The following is a 20,347-nucleotide window of genomic DNA, read 5'->3' on the forward strand; positions in this document are numbered from 1 at the left end:
CTGCTAGGCCCCCGGGCAGAACTTCCAGCCGCCGGTCTCCTTCTTGAACTCGATGTCGTGCTTGCCCTTGGCATCGGTGATGTGAATGACGGCGATGTCGCCGTCGATATCGAGGCCGGTGATCTTCGAGGGGCCATTGTCGGCCTTGGTCAAGGCGTTGAGATCGGGAGCCTGCCCACTTCCGGCGATGTCCTTGAACGCCTCGCGGTACTTGGCGCAGAAGAAGGTGAGCATCTTCTTGAAGTCGTTGGCCTTGGCGGCATCGGCCATTCCGGAGATGGTCTGCTTGATCGCCTTGATGTCCTCGTCCTTGTTGGAGCCGGAGGAGCGGGGCGAGTCGACGATCTGGTCGTTGGCGGACGTGCGGGTGCTCTGCGTGCTGGAGTTGGTGGTGGTGAGTCCGAGTACCAGCAGGGCGATCAGGAAGATGCCGAGCGAGCCACCGACGACGGCCAGAGCCTTCTGCTGCGGGGTCAGTGGCGGCCGGGGAGGTTTGGGGGCGGGGGCGTAGCCGCTGGGAGGCTGGCCATAAGGGCCGGGCTGCGGGTATCCGGGAAACTGCTGTTGAGGCTGCTGGTACTGGCCGTGGGGGTACTGCGGTTGCGTCATCTGCGTATCTGTCCTAGCGCGGCTGCGGTCATAGCGTTCTACGCCAGTGTGCCGGATGGGGGAGGCGGACGGCTGGTTAGTGGTCTGGACTCGGATCCTGATTGTGAAACCGTGTCAACCTCGCAGAGTGCTCAGATAATCTCGCGAGTAGGGCAAGAATGAGTCCACAACGGGGCAGGCGGAATGCTCTGGCGGGTATCGCGACGCCATAGCGGGCGATTTGTGATTGATTCGATTGGGTGAGGGGGGCGGAGCCTTGGACGTCCTCGACCGATACGGCCGAACGCTCACTTGTCGGTGGCGCGTGAGACTCTGTTCGGCTTGCCTCGAAGATAGGTTCGAGGACTGAGGACAGGGGAGAACTGCGATGTTGGCGTACACGGCTGGCTTGAGACCAACGGTTGGTCGGTCCATCGCGTCCGCCGATCCGCTGAAGTATGTGGACAATCCGTTTTCTCAGTCGCCCGCCGTCACCCCGCTGCAGAGCTTCCCAACGATCCCTCGGAGACAAAGTGTCCTTCAACACCGAAATTGAGTCAGATGCGACGGATCTCAACGTCGCGCCCGGCTCGATTGTTGTCGTTCGCGACGAGGAGTGGCTGGTCACCTCGGCCGAGCAGGGAGCGGACGGCTGGCTCGTCCGTGTTCGTGGGCTTTCGGAGCTTGTCGCGGAGACCACTGCGGCGTTCTACTCAAGCCTCGACACGATCGAGGTGCAGGATCCGAAGGCGGCGAAGGTGGTCGCTGACGGCTCGTCGGGATATCGGGATTCCCGCCTTTGGCTTGAAGCGTTGCTGCGCAAGACGCCGGTCCCCTATGGCGACCAGGCTCTCACTGTCTCGACACACATGCTCGCCGATGCGCTGGGCTACCAGCGAGCGGCGGTTACGAGGGCGCTCGATCCTCAGCACATCCGCCCGCGCATCCTGATCGCCGACGCGGTCGGGCTCGGCAAGACGCTCGAGATAGGCATGATCCTGGCCGAGCTAGTGCGTCGTGGCCGCGGTGAACGCATCCTGGTCGTCACGCCCAAGCACGTGCTTGAGCAGATGCAGCACGAGTTGTGGTGCCGGTTCGCGCTGCCATTCGTTCGGCTCGATTCGACGGGCATTCAGAAGGTTCGCCAGAAGCTGCCGGCCACCCGTAACCCGTTCACCTACTTCAAACGCGCCATCATTTCGATCGATACGTTGAAGAGCCCGCGCTACAAGGCCCATCTGGAACGCCAGCAGTGGGACGCGGTGGTTATCGACGAGTCGCACAACCTCACCAACGCAGGCACCCAGAACAACGAGCTGGCCCGAATTCTTGCCCCGAACACCGAGGCATTGATCCTTGCCTCGGCCACACCGCACAACGGCAAGGAGGAGTCGTTTGCCGAATTGCTGAGACTGCTCGATCCGACGGTTGTCCACGCGGACGGCACCTTCACCAAATCCGACGTCGAGTCGCTGTTGATCCGCAGGCATCGGCACAGCCCGGAGGTCGCCGCCGAAGTTGGCAGTGACTGGGCCGAGAGGGCCGAGCCAGTGCACCTCCTGGTCAAGCCATCGGTGGCCGAGGACGCGGTTGCGGCCGAACTGTCGCAGACCTGGCTGCACCCCGAGGGCGGAAACTCGCCGTATTCTGGCGACACCAAGGCGCTGTTCCCGTGGACGTTGGCCAAGGCCTTCCTATCTTCGCCGGCAGCCCTTGCCGAGTCGATCAAGCAGCGCCGTAGCAAACTGGACGCGACCAACGCGACGCAAAATGCCGAACTCCAAGCGCTGGACACCTTGAACGATTTGAACTCCACCGCGCTCAGCGAGCAGGCGGGCAAGTTCGCCGGGCTGGTTCAGCGGCTCAAGGAAATTGGCGTCGGCAAAGGATCGGCAACGCGGGCAGTGGTTTTCGCTGAGCGCATCGCAACGCTCACGTGGCTGCGCGATCACCTGCCGTCGGCCACCGGCCTCAAGCCCGAGAACATCGCGATGCTGCACGGCGGGCTCTCAGACGTTGACCAACAGAAACTCGTCGACGGCTTCAAGCTGGAGACCTCGCCCATCCGGGTGCTGGTGACCGGCGACGTCGCTTCTGAGGGGGTGAATCTACACGCGCAGTGCCATCACCTCGTCCACTACGACATCCCGTGGAGCCTCATCCGCATCGAGCAGCGCAACGGCCGTATCGACCGCTACGGGCAGAAGCATCCGCCGGTGATCTCGTCGCTGATCCTTGAACCCTCCGACCTGGAGTTCTCCGGTGACCTGAGGGTGCTGTCGCGGCTGCTGGAGCGGGAGTACCACGCACACTCGATGCTGGGTGACGTGGCCTCGCTGATGGGTAAGCACAGCGTGACCGAGGAAGAGGACGTGATCCGCGGCGTGCTCGCCAAGGGAGCCACGCTCGACGCTGCGGTTCGCAGCCCCGAGGAGGTCGCCGCCGGTGATGACTTGGATGCGCTTTTCGCACGGTTCGACGCCGTCGATGACACCGCGACGCCGCTGCCAGGATCACCACGCCAAAGCCTTTATCCCGATGACATGACATTTCTCGACGAGGCGCTGCACGCGGCATTCCACGACAAGCCGCACGCGCCGCCCGAGCAGGGTGGCATTGGCTGGATTGTCAGTGCCCCGCACGGTATCGCCGAACTGATCCCGCCAAGGGACCTACGACAACGCTTCGCGCAACTTCCGCAGAACTACCTTCAGCATGGCCGCGTATTGGAGCGACTCAAACTCGCCACCAACGCCGCGGTCGGCTCTGCCCAGCTTCGTATCGCACGAGAAGGCAAGGGCATCAACAACACCACCTGGCCTGAGGCGCACTATCTGGGGCCGCTGCATCCCGTGTTGGACTGGGCCAGCGACCGCGCCTTGACCGCGCTGGGCCGAAACCAGGTGTTCGTGATTCGGGGCGACGTCGAAGCACCCACCGTGTTGGTGATGGGAACGCTGACCAACAAACGGGGACAACTGATCTCGCGGGTCTTCTCCACCGCGGTATTTCCGAATGCCGAGAACGTCGAGTTCTGCATGGTTGAACCGTTGGAGGACATCAGCTTCCTGACCACCCACACCGGGCTCAAGCCCGGCGCATCCAACCCGGGGCCGGTAGCCCACCACGATAGGTATCAAGCGCTCATTCCGGTGGCCGTCGAGAACGCGCGACGGGAGATGCGCTGGGTGCTTGACGCACAAGAAGCCGCCACCACCGAACGCCTCGCGCAGTGGCGGCGACGTGCTCAGCGATGGCACCGTGACGCCGAGCAGCTGGAGCTGTTCGGCGCGCAGCGTTCGCGTGTCGGCAAGCTCGGCCAGCGCATCAACGAAGAGCAGCGTCTGGCCGACCTACTGGCGCCCACCCAACAGTTGGTTCGTCCTCTGCTGGTCATTGTGGGGGCTGACGCGCCCATCGCCGGAAAGGAGCTGTGAGCATGCCTTCCTACGATTCCATCGTTGTTGGCGAGGATTGGATCGGCGAGCACTACTTCACTACCGAATCGACTCGGGAATCATTCCAAGGCAAAGTAATTGATCTACGTAGGCAGTGGGACGCCGAGGTGTCCGAGGGGCGCGACACGGTGCGCCGCCAATTGCTCGGTGCGGCCGGTGAGCTGCAAACCGCGCTCTCGGGACTGGCCGAGAATCCCGACAGTGCCGCTGCCGCACACGCGCTGGTGAGAACAACGCTGGGATATCCGCAAGAGCTGGTCGAATACACCGGTGAGCGCGCGGGAACCGAATTGCGGCTGCCGCACGCTCAATTTGCCGGCGTATCAAGCACCCTGTTTCTGCAGGCTGCTCCCGTCGAGTCGATCGATGACCTGCTTGACCCATTGACTGGGCTGCTGCTCGACGCGGGGGAAGAAGACCGCAAGCCCATCGTGTCGGTGTCGAAGGCCGTCTCGGCAGCATTCCGAGCCGATGAACCGCCCATGTTCGTTGTGGTGCAAGCGGGTCAGTGGGCGCTACTGGCAGAGGCCGAACGCTGGGCTGAGGGGCGCTACCTCGCGGTGGACTTGCTGGTGGTCTCCGAGCGTCGTGACGACAAACGTGGCGGTGAGCTGGACCGCGCCGCCGCGATTCTCGGCAGGCAGGCGTTGCTGCCGGACGCGGACGGAAACATCTGGTGGAAAGGCGTTCTGGACGACTCGATCAAGCACACGGTGGGAGTGTCTAAGGATCTGCGTGAAGGCATCCGGCTCTCGATCGAGATCATCGCTAACGATGTAGTGCGCCGTCGGGCAGTTAAGGGGCTGCCGCTCGACGCGATTGACGCGCAACAGCTCGCCAAGCATTCGCTGCGCTTCCTGTATCGCATTCTGTTCCTGCTCTACGCCGAGGCGTCACCGGAGATGCGCGTGTTGCCCTCCGGCGCTCCCGAATACGGCGAGGGCTATGGACTGGACAGGTTGCGCGAGCTCACCCTGACGGAGCTGGTGTCGCCCACCGCGAAATCCGGCGCCCACCTGTATGAGTCCTTGGCCACACTCTTTCGACTTGTCGACTGTGGGCATCACCCACATACGCCGGAGGCAGACGAGGGCATTGACGATCCGGCGCCCGGATTGGAGTTCAATGAGTTGCGCGCTGACCTGTTCGCTCCCGTGGCAACCGAGTTGATCGATCAGGTTGGGTTGAGTAATGAAGCAGCGCAACGAGTGCTACAGCACCTGCTGTTGTCCAAGGAATCCAAGGGCCGGAAGGGATCGGATCGAGGATTCATCTCGTATGCCGAGCTTGGCATCAACCAACTCGGTGCGGTGTATGAGGGGCTGATGTCCTACACCGGGTTCTTCGCGGCGGAAGACCTCTACGAGGTTGCCAAGAATGGTGACCCTGAGAAGGGCTCATGGGTGGTTCCGGTATCACGTGCTGATGACCTCTCTGAATCTGATTTCGTGATGACGGAGCGGGAGGCCACCGGGGAGATGGTCCCGGTGGTCCATCCGAAGGGGTCCTTCGTGTTCCGGCTCGCCGGGCGTGAGCGTCAACAGTCGGCCTCGTACTACACCCCCGAGGTGTTGACGAAGTTCGTGGTCTCCCAGGCGCTGGCCGAGCTTCTGGACCAGGACGGTGAGCGAACCAGCCCCGAACAGATCTTGGCTCTGACCATCTGCGAGCCCGCACTCGGTTCCGGGGCGTTCGCGATCGAGGCGGTACGCCAATTGGCGGCCGAATACCTCAAGCGACAGCAGGAAGATCTCGGCGAGGTGATCGACGCCGATCAGTACCAGATGGAACTGCAAAAGGTGAAGGCGCACATCGCCCTTCATCAGGTGTACGGTGTGGACCTCAACGCGGCAGCGGTAGAGTTGGCGGAGATCTCGCTGTGGCTCGACACCATGGTGGCCGGCTTGCAGGCTCCCTGGTTTGGCCTGCACTTGCGCCGCGGCAACTCGCTGATCGGGGCGCGCCGAGCGGCCTATGCGCCGACCCTGCTGGCGAAGAAGGCCTGGCTGAAAGCGGCGCCCAACGATGTGCCGCTCGGGGATGAGATTGGCGCGGGCATTCATCACTTCTTGCTGCCCTCCGCCGGATGGGGTGCGGTGATTGATACTCCTGAAGCAAAAGCGTACGCGCCCGAGAAGCGCGACGAGTTGCGGCTGTGGCGTAATGTAATTCGCAGTACGCCCGATACGGCGATCAAGAAGCGGTTGGCGGCGCTGGCGCAGCGGGTGGAGACAATGTGGGGATTCGTCCTGCGCCGCTTGACAATCGCTGAATCTCAAATCCGGCGCGAGATCGATGTGTGGGGCCTTGAGCCTACTACTTCTGCGCAGGGAGTGGTGACTCGCGAGCAGATCGAGTCGGTGCTGCACAACGAGAATGGTGCCTACTTACGGCTGCGGCGCGCGATGGACGCCTGGTGTGCATTGTGGTCTTGGCCGCTGACCACCGATACTCCGCCACCGGATTGGGATCAGTGGGTCGGCGGCCTGGAAGCGTTGCTGGGGGTGCCGCCGAAAGAAAGTAGGAACGAGAAGCGCGGACAAACCAGCCTGGCTGGTGACTTGAGCTGGTCGGAGCTGGACGTTGCCGAAGACACCGATCGCATTTTCTCGCAAGCGCTTCCGATTGACAAGGCAGTCGAAGAGTTTCCGTGGTTGAAGGTTGCGGACGAGATTTCCAAGACACAGGGCTTCTTTCACTGGGAGCTGGACTTTGCGCCGGTGTTCGCGCGTGGCGGCTTCGATTTCCAAGTCGGCAACCCGCCGTGGGTGCGCCCCGACTGGGACGAGGCAGGGGTTCTTGCGGAGTCCGATCCTTGGTGGAGGCTAGCGGAGAACCCGTCAGAGCTAGACGTCGAAGAAAAGCGACGGATTGTGCTGGCAGATTCGAAGATTCGGGCCGCCTACCTGGATGAACGAACGCAGCAATTTGGTGTCAGTGAGAGTCTTAGCTCCCACGTAGACCATCCAATCCTCGCCGGAATCCGAACAGATCTCTATCGATGCTTTCTTGAAAGATCGTGGCGTTCGATGGCGGGTGGTGGAATTACAGCTTTCGTTCACCCCGATGGACATTTCGCAGACCCCAATGCAAGAGAACTCAGGCGAGTCTGCTACCGACGTTTGCGCCGTCATTGGCACTTCAGAAATGAGCTAAAGCTATTTGATATTGGCAATAAAGAAGAGTACGGTGTTCAGGTTTATGGCCAAGTATCAGAGATTTCATTTTTGCACGCGACAACGATGTACCACCCAAATACTGTCCAGCGTTCACTCACCCACGACGGCTCCGGAGGCGCCCCGGGCGTGAAAGATGACAACGGAAAGTGGGATTTGCGTCCCCATGCCCAACGAGTTGTTCGGATTTTACCGGAGACGCTGACAAGCTGGGCCGATGCCCTCGGCGACGATGTTGGCGACGCCGATGCAGCACGTATGGTCTATTTAGTGAATCAAGCCAGTACAGATATCCTCATCAAGATGTCTTCAGCACCTCGGTTGGGTGATCTAGCGCCGCCTTGGACTTATGGATGGAACGAGACCAATGCGCGGAGAGACGGCCTTATCAGACGTGCATCGACGGTAGTTTCGAACTGGAACGAAGTCATCCTCCAAGGTCTCCAGATCACCAATGGGAACCCCCTGTACAAAGAACCGAATCCATCGATGCAGAGCAATCGAGATTCGGTTGAGATTGATCTAGAGCGCATATCCGACGGGTTTATTCCGCGAACGAGCTACCAGTTGGCGAAACAATTTGATGAATATATTTCTGCTTATCCCAAGTGGGCAGGTGACTCGACTTCGAATTATTATCGATTAGCCTGGCGAGAAATGGCGAAGACTGGAAATGTCCGTACGCTTCAGTCCGCGATCTTATGTCCGGGACCTCAACACCTTCTAACGATTTACTCGCTTAAGTTGAATTACCACGACTTGGCGGCTTCAGCTGGGTTCACAGCGTCGCTGTTGGCTGACTTCTTGATGAAGGTCTCGACGACTGGGCATATCAACGCATTCGCAATAGGCCGTGTTCCACATATTCTCGAGCACCGACTGCAACAGCAACTGGCTTTACGTTCTCTTCGCCTAAATTGCTTGGTTCGCCCCTACGCTCCGCTCTGGGAGGAGCTTTATGACACAGCATGGCAGCAGGATTCATGGGTTCCGCACGTTGGCGTGGATTACGCCGATCGTGCACCGTTGGGCGCAGTCGACCCGAAATGGGGGTGGCTGACTCCCTTGCGGCGCGCAGCCGACCGCCGGCAGGCGTTGGTGGAGATCGACGCGATCGTCGCAATCATGCTCGGGATCACCGCCGAGGAGCTGCTAACGATCTATCGCACGCAGTTCCCGGTATTGCAGAAGTACGAACGCGACGCTCTTTACGACGCGACGGGCCGCCAACTGCCGGGCAAGCTCGCCGCCGAGTACCGCAAGAAGGGCGGGCTGAGGGCTGAGGACTTCACCGTTGATGGAATCGCCTATCTAGAGCCGTTCGTCGGCGTTGATCGGGAGCGCGATATGGAATTGGCGCACAAGCACTTTAGTGACGTGGTGGGCGCATGAAGCAGGTCGAGGTAGATAGGCTGGCCGACGCTATAGTCCAACTCGATCCGCGACCTCGGGAACGGCGTTGGGCCAGCCTGAGTCTGTGCATCATCGACGCAGTGTGGAGCATCGGCGCCCGGTACGACACCGTTGTCGTGCCCTTGGTGCGCGAGGTGGCCAAGGAATTCGGTGTCGAACAACCGACCGTTCCGGCCAGTGAACCAGTGGGTGCAGATCCTCTGCCCTTGACACGGTTGGCCGGGCTCAGCGTCGATGAACTGACGCGACTTACCAACCGACAGTGGACCTCGACCCGGGGCGGGATCCTGAAATCCGATGCCGTGCTTCGCCACCTCCATGCATTTCTTAACCACGGAGTCGACGCGCTTACCGGGGCGATCAACGTGTTTGGCGACGAGACACGGTTCACTGCTCTCAACGCCGAGCTTCGCGCGATCCCTGGGGAGGGGGCCAACGCTGTTCGGCGGGACTATCTGTGGATGCTCGTCGGTCAGGACGATCTCATCAAACCTGACCGAATGATGTTGCGCTGGTTCAGTTGTCGCGGTGCCCAGGTCGACCCGGCAGGGGTGCGGGAGCTCATCACCCTACTCATCCCGGTCGTCGGTGAAAAGCTTAACCGCAGGGTTACGGCGTGGGAGATCGACCACGCGCTCTGGCTGGCTGGGCGGGGGGTGTAGCTGATGGGCGCGCTCCTTCCCACTCTGCAAGCCGAACACCTTCGCGAGGGACTGACCGATTACCTTGCAACGACATTCGCGCTGACCGACCCAGACGCTCAGTCCGCGCTGAGCGACTTCATTGGCGACCCCGACACCGGAATGTTCAAGGGGCCGTATGTGCGTCTGCGTCTGCCGTTTGCGCCATCAGGAGACCAGTGGACGGATCAGTTGGACTGGTGGCCCGCCGATTTCACCCCGTATGGGCACCAAGCCCATGCGTTCGGGCGGTTGTCGACCAAATATCAGGACCGGCCGCAGCCGACGTTGGTCACCACCGGCACAGGGTCGGGCAAGACCGAGGCATTTCTGTATCCGATCCTTGATCATGTTCTGCGCGTGAAGAAATCGGGTATCACAGGGATGAAGGCGCTCATCCTCTATCCGATGAACGCACTGGCCAACGACCAAGCTGAGCGCCTCGCCAAGCTGATCTCAGGCGATCCTGCGCTAGCCGGAGTTACCGCAGGCATCTACACCGGTGAACAAGCCGGCGGTGGGCGCACCCGAGTGTCGGTGGATGGGCTGATCTCCGACCGTTCCCTCATGCACGATTCTCCACCCGACATCCTGCTTACCAACTACAAGATGCTCGACCACATGCTGTTGAATCCGGGCCGCGCCGAGATGTGGCGGCTGTCGGCCGAATCGCTGCAGTACCTGGTGCTCGACGAGTTTCACACATACGACGGGGCGCAGGGCACCGATGTTGCGATGCTGCTACGCCGGCTTGGCCTGACGCTCAAGGCCCATTGGACCGTCACATCGACGGTGACCGACGGGGACCGCACACGCCCGCTCGGCAAGGTGACTCCGGTGGCGACCTCGGCGACCCTGGGGTCGCGGGCCGCCCCGGCGGCCATGCTCGGCTTCGCGCACACGGTGTTTGGTGAAGCGTTTGACTCGGATGCGGTCATTGAGGAGACCCGCCTCACTCCGGATGAATGGCGTCGTGCCCGCCGTGGGAGTTACGACGACGCGTGGAAACCCGTCGAACCGGTGATACCCGATGCGGTTGAGCGTATTGAGAAGGTCGATCGAACCGTCGGAGGGAATCAGGCTTTCGCCGAGGCAGTTTTCGCTGAGCTCTTCGAGAGGCCAAGGGAGCCAGCAAGTTCGGCAGTCTCCGCCGTTCTCAGAGTCGACGAGCTGCTCGACCAACTGAAGCGTCACCGATTCATTCAGGCGGTCCTGGAAACTGCGCTCGATGCGGTGTCGTTAGCCGAACTCGCCGAGCACGTGTTTCCGGCGGTGCCCCCCGATCGGGAAGCCGCTCGCACGCATGTAGCGCGGATACGATTCCTGGAGTTCGTTTTTGCGATGCTCTCGCACGTGCGTGCTGAGGCGGGTCGGGCTGCGCTCGGCGTGGATGTCCACCTCTGGATCCGCGAATTGAGTCGCGTTGATCGAGCGGTCCAGGCTGCGGCCCTGTACCGATGGTCCGACGACGGTGCGGTGGCCGATGACGACGCGCTGTTTCTGCCCGCCGTGTATTGCCGACACTGCGGGCGCTCAGGTTGGGGCGCACGCCTCGCGCCCACTGGCAACGCGCTTGACGTCACCGATGAGGCAATTCGTGCCGATCATGCCGCAGGTGCAGCTAGGTTCCGTGCGCTCATTTCCGCTCCCGCCGAGGCGCAGGTGATCGGTGGCGTTCGGGACCTGCGATGGTTTCAGTTGGATCATCGCGAACTGGAGGACACGGCACCCGACCCTGAGAGTCCCGAGGTGGTCGACGGACGGGTGCTGCCGGTACTCACCCTGAACGGACCCGATGCCGACGAGCAATCCAAGATCGACGTGTGTCCCGCTTGCGGGGCGGCGGACGGCATCCGGTTCCTCGGTAGTGCGGTGGCGACTCAACTGTCGGTGACCCTGTCAAACCTGTTCGGCGACACGCGCCTCGACGCCGCAGAGAAGAAGGCGTTGATGTTCACCGACAGCGTGCAGGACGCTGCGCACCGGGCCGGCTTTGTGCAGGCCCGCTCGCACAGCCTGACCCTGCGCACTGCGCTGCGAGGCGCGCTCGGTGACGCAGAACTGGATCTGGACGAGCTGACGCGAGCAGTCATCAACCAGGCCAGCGACGATCCGGTGTTGCGCTATCAACTGCTGCCGCCCGATCTGGTGGATCGCGACGAGTTCGTCGCCTTCTGGAAGCCCGACGTCCACCCGAACTCTCGACGAGCGGCTGAGAACAAGGCCAAGCGTCGGTTGCGCTTCGATATTGACCTCGAGTTTGGCCTGCAGTCACGCACAGGCAGGACCTTGGAGCTGACCGGCAGTGCAGTCGCCGAGGTCTACCTGGGGGCCTCGCATCGGGCACCGATCATCGGGCGGCGCGCCCTGGACAAGGCGGACCCCACCCAACTTCCGCTGCAGGGGGTACCCGACGCGGCGCTAGCTCAATGGGTGCGCGGTACCGTCGAGCGGATCCGTACCCGTGGCGGCATTCATCATGACTGGTTGCGGCCATACTTAGAACGCAATGCCAATCGCTATCACGTTTGGGGAGGCCGTCCCCGCGGTCAGGGCATGCCCGCCTTCCCGAAGGGCCGACCGGCCCCGACATTTCCCGCTATCAAATCCGGAGCCGCTGCGCTGCCAGAAGGATTCGACCCGATCACCGTACCGTCCTCCTGGTATGCGCAGTGGGCATCGCAATGCTTGAACGTCAGCCCCCAAGAGGGCACTTATCTGGCCAAGGCATTGTTCGCCGAGCTTGCCGCACAGATGCTGCTCTCCACCCTCACTACCGAGACCGGTTCCACCGTGTACGGGTTGGCGGCCTCCACGGTTCACATCGGTGTGCCTGTGTTGGATGCACTGCTGGACGGGCGACACTTGCTTGCCTGCGACATCTGCCAATCCCCGGTCCCGGGCAGCGCCACTACCATTGATGAGCTGGACGGTGCGCCCTGCACGTTGATCCGGTGCCCGGGCCGTCTGCACCGAAGCGGCAAGGCCGACAACTTTTATCGGCGGCTCTACGACTCGACGCAGATGAAGCGTGTCGTGGCCCGCGAACACACCGGCCTGCTGCCCGTGAAGACACGGCTGGACTATGAGACGGCGTTCAAGCGGGGTGGAGCAGACCCGCAAGCGCCCAATGTGCTGGTAGCAACGCCCACGCTGGAGATGGGCATCGACATAGGCGACCTGTCGACGGTGATGCTTGGATCGTTGCCGCGGTCGGTGTCGTCGTACTTGCAGCGCGTTGGACGCGCTGGCCGTCTTACCGGAAACTCGTTGGTGTTGGCCTATGTTCGTGGCAGGGGCGAACACCTTCCCAAGCTGTTCGACCCTCTCTCCGTGATCCAAGGCGACGTGCGTCCGCCAGCGACATTTCTTAGCGCCGAAGAAATTCTGCAGCGCCAATACGTCGCTCATATCATTGATCAGTTTGCACGCGACCGGCAGGTGGAGCCGCCAAAGGACGCGCAATCGGCCCTTGGTGACGACGGCGAAAATAGTTGGCTGTCAACTCTTTTAGAGACCGCGGCCACCGATGCGGATGCTCACCTGGGTCGATTTCTAGCCCAGTTCGGTGAACACCTCAGTTCAGATGCCGTGCAGGCGCTCCGCACCTGGGTAGTCGCATCGCCCGAGGGGATGCCAAGCGGACTCACCGTGCGGCTGATGTCGGCCGCACACCAATGGCGACTCGACCTTGGCGAGCTCACTCAACGTCTGGCCACAGTCGAGGCCGACCTGTCTGAGTTCGAGCGCCGCGCCTTCTCGCCTGCCGCTACCGACGACGACAAGCGGGCACTCAAGACCGCCCGAGGATCCCGTAAGCTTCTTGGCGCACAGATCAACTCGCTGACCCGCGACTATTGGATTGCTGTGCTCGAACGCTACGGTGTGCTGCCCAACTACACGCTGCTTGACGATGCGGTCACCCTCGACGTCGGTGTCACCTGGATAGACCCGGACAGCAACGAGTACATGGGAGAAGAATTCAGCTACCAGCGTGGCTCCCGAGTCGCGCTCACTGAGCTCGCTCCTGGCGCCACTTTCTACGCTCAGGGCCTCGCCGTCACCATTGACGCGGTGGACTTGGGATCGGGTGAGTCCAACATCCATGCATGGCAGGTATGCCCGCAGTGTGGATGGGCTCGGATCAGCGCGACGGCCGTGGCGACGGAATCAGCATCGGTGTGCGTGCGCTGCCACAGCACTGCCATCGCCGACGTGAGTCAGCACCTACCCGTTGTCGAGATGACCCGAGTGTCAGCCGAGGTCCGCCGTGATGAAGCCACCATCAACGACATTCGTGACGACCGCCGAAGCGAGCAATTCACCGTCGTGACCGCTGCCGACATCGACCCCGGACAGGTAGGGCGGAAATGGTTCCGGACCAGCTCGGCCTTTGGTGCAGAGTATTTGCGGCGCTTGGATATTCGTTGGATTAACCTCGGTCGTCGTGCATCGACGGGCAAGACTCGAATCATCGCCGGGCAGGAATCGACCAGTGGTCTGTTCCGGGTCTGTGCCTCGTGTGGACAACTCGATCGGGATGCCGGTCGGAACAACCGCTACGAGCATCGAACCTGGTGCCGCCTACGCGATTCGGCCACCGAAGATGTCCGCGACGTCGCATTGGCTCGACGGCTACGCACTCAGGGTGTGCTTCTGCACCTGCCGCCTCAGATGGAGTATGACAATTTTGCTCACCCGAGCTTGGCGGCCGCGATCAAGCTTGGGCTGCGAGAGGTGATCGGCGGCTCGCCTGAGCACCTAGATGTGGCGACCATCAGTGACGCGCTCTGGGCTCCAGACAGACGCGCGCTCCTGATTCACGACACGGTCCCCGGCGGTACCGGGTACCTCGCCGAATTTTCTGACCACAATAAGGTATTCGATGTCCTGGTGGCTGCTCGCCAAACGGTACGTGAATGTCCGTGCAAGGAAGAGGACCGGCTGGCGTGCCACCGGTGTCTGTTGCCGTTCGCCGCGCCCTACGAGATGGACAAGGTATCCCGGCTGACCGCACTGAAGCTTCTTGACGGCATCCTCGACGTCGGCTCACATGCCACCCCGAACCTCGACGAGTGGGCTGCGGATGTGACGGAGACGGCACCGGCGCCTACCGCGATGAGTGACGAGTCGTTTCTGGAGCGCGATTTCTATTCCTCATTCGTCGGGCGACTGAGACTGATGGGCGCAGCTGTTGTGGAGAAGCCTGGGCCCTACGGACCGTCAGCGACTATTGCCCTGCAAGGCGCAAAGCCCCGGAAATGGTCGCTGCGGCCGCAAGTTTCCCTGGATTTCGTAAAACCCGACTTCATGTTGCAGACCGCCGATCCGGATATTCCTCAGATAGCGATTTTTGCCGACGGGCGCGCTTTTCATGCGGTACCCGGGTGCAATCGCGTCGCGGACGACGCGGACAAACGGGCCGCTCTACGCGCCGCGGGATATTTGGTGTGGTCCTTTGGGCATGACGATCTACAACGGTTCAAATCGGGTGAAGCCGTGGACCCCATGTGGTTTGACCAGAAGGCCGCCAGCATCGTTACTAGTGAATTTCAGGTACAACCCAGCCTGGTGAGGTTGATGGCCAAAGATCCGGTATCGCAACTGCTGGAGTTCATGATTGCCCCTGATATCGAGGCATGGCGCAAGTTCAGCGCATGGATGCCGTACTTCTTTGTGCGAAGCGACAATCGGGTGAAATCCTCCGTGGAGGAGGTATTGTCTGCAGCGCTGGCGACGCTCGACGGAGTTGCGCCCTTCGCGTCACCCGCGGGCGATATGTGTTGGACCTTTACCGATGGTGGCATAACCGTCGCCGCGGGAGCACGCTCGCGCACCGATCCGCCGCGCGCCGTACTCGCCGTCGACGATCGAGAAGACAAGCTGGAGAACCTCGACGGAGAGGCGTGGAAAGAGTGGCTGCGGTTATCGAATTGGTTGGCTATCAGTGACCCTGGCCGCGTCACCACGCGGACACGGCTGGACACCGAACCCGATTCCGGTCCTGCTGATCTCGCAGTATCAGTGTTGCCCGTCGAATGGCAGGCGTTACTCGATGATGCCGTGTCCGACGGCGAACGCGATCTAGTTCGTGCATTGGCGGAAGCGGGTGCCGCGATGCCGACGATGGGTTACGAGACGGATGACGGCGATGTTCTCAGTATGGCCTGGGAAGGTACACGGGTAGCCGTCGCCTTCAGCGAGCAAGAGGCAGTTGACGGTTGGACGCTTTGCTCACCAGATGCTGCAGTGATCATGGACGTTCTGAAGGCGAAAGGAGTGATGTAGGTGGCGAATCTTGTTATCGCATCGAACAGCAAGGGTATGTCCAAGCTGGACGGTTCCGTGAAGAACAAGGTGTACGACTTCTTCGAGAAGCTCGCTGCGGACGACACCGCTCCCAAACTTCATATCGAACCGCTGCGTGGTGCCGTCGACCCGAGAGTGCGTACAGGTCGCGTGGACCTGTACTGGCGAGCGATCTTGTTCAAGATCGACGACAAGTCCGGTGGCCGCACATACATTTACATGGGCACGTGGCCCCACGATGACGCGATTAAACTCGCTGAACGAGCTACTCTGAAAGTCAACCCGATCAACGGCACCCTGGAAGGTTTGATTGGCGAGCCCGCACCGGTGGATTCGGTGGCGCTACTGCCCGCTCCTGAGAGAGCTGCGAAACCTGAGCTGTCATACCTTGCGGGCGTTGGATATACACTTGCCGACCTCACCGACAGGCTGGGTATCAACCGGACGTTGGCAACTCAGGCAATGGGTGCGGCAAACGAATCTGACTTGCTTGAGGTGGCTGCCACAGGGCTCGAATGGGAGGGTAGTGCGCTAGTCGAACTCGCAATGGGCATCGCGATTGAGATGATTCGAGAAGCGCATGGGTTCACCGAGAAGGCGACCGAATGGTCTCTGGGCGATGACGAGCAAATCATTGCGGCATTGGAACGCCCGGCCTCCAGGATGCAGTTCGCGTTCATCGAAGACAATGAGGAACTGCGCCGGGTGATCGAGGGGGGCGATTTCGCTGCGTGGCGCACGTTTCTGCACCCTGAACAACGAAAGTATGTGGAATCAAATACAAGTGGCGCCTTCCGGCTTTCTGGCGGTGCAGGAACCGGGAAAACTGTCGTCATCATCCACCGGGCGCGCAGGCTGGCCCGCGACAACCCGGACGCACGGATCATCTTGACCACTTTCAACGCAACCCTGGCGCAAGGGCTCAAAGCTGATCTTAAGGCGCTCGATCCGGGGTTGACGTTCGCCGAGAATCCCGGCGAACGTGGCATATATGTGGGCGGCATCGACTCACTCGGTAGAAGTGTGCTTTATCGTGCCGGTGATGATGCAACCCTTGCATGCGAGACAATTTTTGGGCACGGCGGGATTGAAATCAGTTCGCGCAGAACAAATTATGATGCGGTATGGCGAGAGATCGTACATTCTGTAGAAACGGGGCTGGAAGCCAGACTTGCCTCTCCAGGGTTTCTGGATAACGAGTACACGGCGGTTGTATTGGCCAATCGCATCACCACGCTTGAGCAATACGCAAAGGTCGCTCGACCAGGACGGGGGGTGCGACTGAGCCGGCCGCAACGCATCGCGGTATGGAAGCTAGTAGAGGCGTACCGCAGGCAGTCGCAGATGGACCAGACGCTCAGCTTTCCGGAAGTGGTGGCACTCGCTGCCGAAGCCCTCCGTATCCGCACGGAGAGGACTGGACGTCATCTCGCCGATCACGTCCTGGTTGACGAGGCGCAAGACCTGCATGGACCACATTGGGCACTGCTGCGTGCATTGGTCGATGACGGCCCCAATGACCTTTTCATTGCCGAGGATTCGCATCAGCGAATCTATGGGCGGCCGATTGTGTTGAGCCGCTTTGGGATAAGAATCGTGGGAAAATCGCGGAGGTTGACCCTCAACTACCGCACCACTGCCCAGAATCTCAATTTCGCGGTGAGTGTGCTTTCCGGCGCGGATTATTGCGACCTGGAGCAAGGCAAGGAGAGCACCAGCGAGTATCGCTCTGCTCGCAACGGTCCTGAGCCTGAGCTGATTCCGTGTGTCGACCTCGCGGCTGAGTTGGAAGCGGTTGCTAGGAAGGTGGGTGAGTGGCTGGTGGAGGAGGGTGTAGAACCCGAAAGCGTTGCAGTATTGACCCGCAGCCAAGACGAGCGGGACCGCTTCATTCGGGGGCTTGGCGAGCGCGGCATCACGGCACGTGCCATTGACAAGAGTGCTGCGATACCAGGGCAACCGCTGGTGATGACGATGCACCGCGCGAAGGGGATGGAATTCTCTCGAGTGGTCCTGGTGGGCGCCGACGACAAGCATGTGCCGTCCCCGGCAACACTTCGTTCTGTACCCGAGGAAGAACGTGCGGAGGCGTTGTTGCGGGAGCGGTCCCTCCTCTACGTTGCTAGCAGCCGGGCGCGTGATGCGCTTGTGGTGACGTGGAGCGGGAAGCGGACCGAGCTGTTGGGTACGGCGGGAGTCACAGCCGGAACTTGAGGCACTCCGACTAGCCGTTCTCGGGAGCGTATGACCGAAGTAGGCTGGCAACAGCCGCCGGGAGGTCGGTGTATTCGATTAGGCGGGTATCTCGTGTCTTGGTCCAGCGGTAGTCGAGTTCACGCTGGCCCATGGAGTCGTCCTTGAGTACGCGAGGGCACCCAGACCCGCACTTCCGTGGGTCTGCCGTCGATGCACCGCGCAGTGACGTGTGTTGGGCGCAGCGTCTGCGCACGCGTTACCCCCTTTGGCTGCGTCGTTCCAGTTGCCGCAAGCGTGTCGGGCCTGGTGAGTTCTAGTCATGGTTGCATCCACGTTTCTTCTGATGTGACGCGCCGATTGTCGATGCCCTAGTTCATGAAGCGATCATGGGTGCTCACGGCCATGAAATTTGTTGGTTACTAGGCCCAGTGTCAGATGCGTGTGCTGTGATCATTCTGGATGTCATTAACAAGGGGAGGTCCTCAGGTGGGGCTGTCGGAGTACGAACAAGAACAACTGGTCAAAGTTAGAGAGCACAAGGAACAGTCGTTGAGTAGATCGCCCAGGCGTCTGGTGCCTGCTGGTGTGCAAGCGCGGGGAGCCAACCTTTTCAACAAATTGTCGAAAGTGCCCGGGGCGGATAAGGCTAAGGATTCTGGGGCCGCGGTGCTCGCTGTGACGGCGGAAGGCGCGGGAAAGCTCATGACTCGGTCTGGCCGGCTGACTACTTCGAGTAGCCGCGTCGTCCGTGCGTATGTGAAGAGGGGGCATACCGTCAACGAGCTGGCAGACATACGGAGACTCGACCTACGTGCGATCGATAAGGTCGCGTCGTTCGCGCGATTGCATTACACCTACGCGTTGTCGGCCGCGGCGGAGGGCGCGGCGGCCGGCCTCGCCGTCAGCGGTGGGCAAGCTCTGGCGACAACGGGCGCCGTCGCCGGTGCGGGCGTCGCTGCTGCCCCGGGGTTGGGCACAATCGCGGCAGCCATGGGCGTAGACGCTGCGGCGCTTCTGGCGATTTGCAGCCGCGTCGTGGCCCACGACGCGCTCTATTACGGGTACGACCCCCATGACCCGGCCGAAGAGATCTTCATGATGCAGATCATCGGACTTGGCCTGGCCACGACCGGTTCAGCCAAAGCCGCTGCGTACCAACAACTCGCGGTATTGACACGGAGCCTAGCTACCAACGCGGCCTGGAGACAGCTGAATCAGCAGACGTTCGTCAAGGTGGCGCAGAAGTTTGCCGCACAATTCAGTCAGAAGCTGACGAAGAAGAAGCTCGGGCAGTTTGTTCCGGTGGCTGGCGTGGGTATCGGAGCTGTGTTGAACTGGAAGATGGTTGACGACATTGCAGATGCCGCCTACTGGTCTTACCGGGAACGATTTCTTTGCGAGAAGGACGGCGCCAGCCCCTCGGTGATTGACGTTGGGATGGTCAACGAAACTGCGGAACCGACAGGCGAAGAGCCAGTGATCGATGTTCTCGGGATTCTTCAGTCCGAGGGGGTTGGCCTCTTAGAGGGTGAACCCGCAGCGGAATGACATTCAAAGGGCGATCTGAGAATTGTTGTGCTGCTATATAATACGATTTGCTTGGAGGGGCGGGTATGTATCTGGATGAGAACGCGGTGGCCGACCGACTGTTTAGGGAGGCCGAGATACGCGAAAAGATCGCTGCAGATTATGGCTTTTCCTCCGATACGATGTCGGCATCTGAGTTTATTGATTCGGTGGTCGAGAAGCTCGATCAGCATCCGGCAGAGCCCATGCAACCACGTTCAAATCGTGAGGTATTCATTGCCGTGGTCAAGGCGGTGGGCAGCAACTCTCGGCAGTGGGTGACGTTCCGTAGGAACCAAAACGACTTGCGTGACCTGCTGGGGGATTTTGAACCTGCGCGAGCGCAAGGTGCCGCCCCGGCGAGTCTCAGGGCGCTGTTGCCTGGGACAACTGGTGGAGGCGATGCACGGGCGATTCTGGCTTGGGCAGCCACGCTGGCAGACCTTGATGAGCGGAGAGCAAGCTATTACGACGGTGTCATCGAACTCGCAAATACCCTCAGAAGGCGCGCTGCGTCGCGGGACATCGAGCTGTCAGATGAAAAACTCATGCTGTGCGTAGTGGGACATCTCATAGACGAGCCTCCTAAGCGATGGGATGGCCCGCGCCTGGGGAAACTGGCCGGGATGAGGTTCCCGCTCGCCAGTGAGTTCTTCCGAAATCTCGGCTGGAACGGTTTTAAGCCAGACCGCCATGTCATCCGTCTGCTGAACCGTTGGGTTCCCAACATTGTTGAACAGCAGGCTGATTCCGTGAATGCGTTGGTATCGCTAACGGGTCGCGAAACTGGTGAGGTGCGCGAAGCAATGAAGTACTCCTTAGCGGGTATGGCTATCTCCCCAACGAGTAACTACTCGCGTACCGACAACTTGATTTGGCTGCTCGGCGCAAATGCGGAGAAGAAGGGTCGAGAGAGTGATACGCGGTATGTGAAACCGTGACTTGCGTGGGAGTACCTGTC

8 protein-coding genes are annotated in these 20,347 nt (G+C 61.0%); 7 read left to right on the forward strand and 1 reads right to left on the reverse strand.

From position 1 onward, the window contains the following. Window positions 1-3: 3 nt before the first annotated feature. The gene (locus tag AOT83_RS01145) at window positions 4-609 is read right to left on the reverse strand and encodes a hypothetical protein (protein WP_057965843.1); all 606 of its coding nucleotides are present in this window, start codon (window positions 607-609) and stop codon (window positions 4-6) included. 512 nt (window positions 610-1,121) lie between these two features. Between AOT83_RS01145 and AOT83_RS01150 the strand changes: the two genes are divergently transcribed. The 7 genes from AOT83_RS01150 (at window position 1,122) to AOT83_RS01180 (ending at window position 20,327) form a co-directional block, all read left to right on the forward strand. After that, complete coding sequence (locus tag AOT83_RS01150; RefSeq protein WP_057965842.1) at window positions 1,122-4,025, forward strand: helicase-related protein; 2,904 nt, start codon at window positions 1,122-1,124, stop codon at window positions 4,023-4,025. Between the two features lie 2 nt (window positions 4,026-4,027). Next, the gene (locus tag AOT83_RS01155; protein ID WP_057965841.1) at window positions 4,028-8,614 is read left to right on the forward strand and encodes a DNA methyltransferase; all 4,587 of its coding nucleotides are present in this window, start codon (window positions 4,028-4,030) and stop codon (window positions 8,612-8,614) included. Further along, on the forward strand, window positions 8,611-9,297 hold the full coding sequence (locus AOT83_RS01160) for a hypothetical protein (protein ID WP_057965840.1): 687 nt from the start codon (window positions 8,611-8,613) through the stop codon (window positions 9,295-9,297). The genes AOT83_RS01155 and AOT83_RS01160 overlap by 4 nt, the downstream gene beginning before the upstream one ends. Before the next feature lie 3 nt (window positions 9,298-9,300). Continuing rightward, window positions 9,301-15,603 (forward strand): DEAD/DEAH box helicase, encoded by a 6,303-nt coding sequence (locus AOT83_RS01165; RefSeq protein ID WP_057965839.1) that lies wholly within the window; start codon window positions 9,301-9,303, stop codon window positions 15,601-15,603. Continuing rightward, window positions 15,604-17,838: a UvrD-helicase domain-containing protein gene (locus AOT83_RS01170; protein ID WP_057965838.1), complete on the forward strand. Its 2,235-nt coding sequence runs from the start codon at window positions 15,604-15,606 to the stop codon at window positions 17,836-17,838. A 657-nt stretch (window positions 17,839-18,495) separates the two neighbouring features. Next, window positions 18,496-19,368 carry an EcsC family protein gene (locus AOT83_RS01175; protein ID WP_240488002.1) on the forward strand — a complete coding sequence of 291 codons (873 nt, stop codon included), beginning with the start codon at window positions 18,496-18,498 and terminating at the stop codon, window positions 19,366-19,368. A gap of 65 nt (window positions 19,369-19,433) precedes the next feature. Next, window positions 19,434-20,327, forward strand: a complete 894-nt coding sequence (locus tag AOT83_RS01180) for a hypothetical protein (RefSeq protein ID WP_057965836.1) — start codon at window positions 19,434-19,436, stop codon at window positions 20,325-20,327. Window positions 20,328-20,347: the final 20 nt, after the last annotated feature.

The sequence above is a fragment of the Mycobacteroides sp. H001 genome (genome assembly GCF_001440005.1).
Lineage (GTDB): Bacteria > Actinomycetota > Actinomycetes > Mycobacteriales > Mycobacteriaceae > Mycobacterium > Mycobacterium gwanakae.

What these genes read in the sequence shown, in the direction of transcription:
- AOT83_RS01145 (WP_057965843.1), bottom strand. Translation starts at nt 609, where the DNA reads ATGACGCAACCGCAGTACCCCCACGGCCAGTACCAGCAGCCTCAACAG.
- AOT83_RS01155 (WP_057965841.1), top strand. Translation starts at nt 4,028, where the DNA reads ATGCCTTCCTACGATTCCATCGTTGTTGGCGAGGATTGGATCGGCGAG.
- AOT83_RS01160 (WP_057965840.1), top strand. Translation starts at nt 8,611, where the DNA reads ATGAAGCAGGTCGAGGTAGATAGGCTGGCCGACGCTATAGTCCAACTC.
- AOT83_RS01165 (WP_057965839.1), top strand. Translation starts at nt 9,301, where the DNA reads ATGGGCGCGCTCCTTCCCACTCTGCAAGCCGAACACCTTCGCGAGGGA.
- AOT83_RS01180 (WP_057965836.1), top strand. Translation starts at nt 19,434, where the DNA reads ATGTATCTGGATGAGAACGCGGTGGCCGACCGACTGTTTAGGGAGGCC.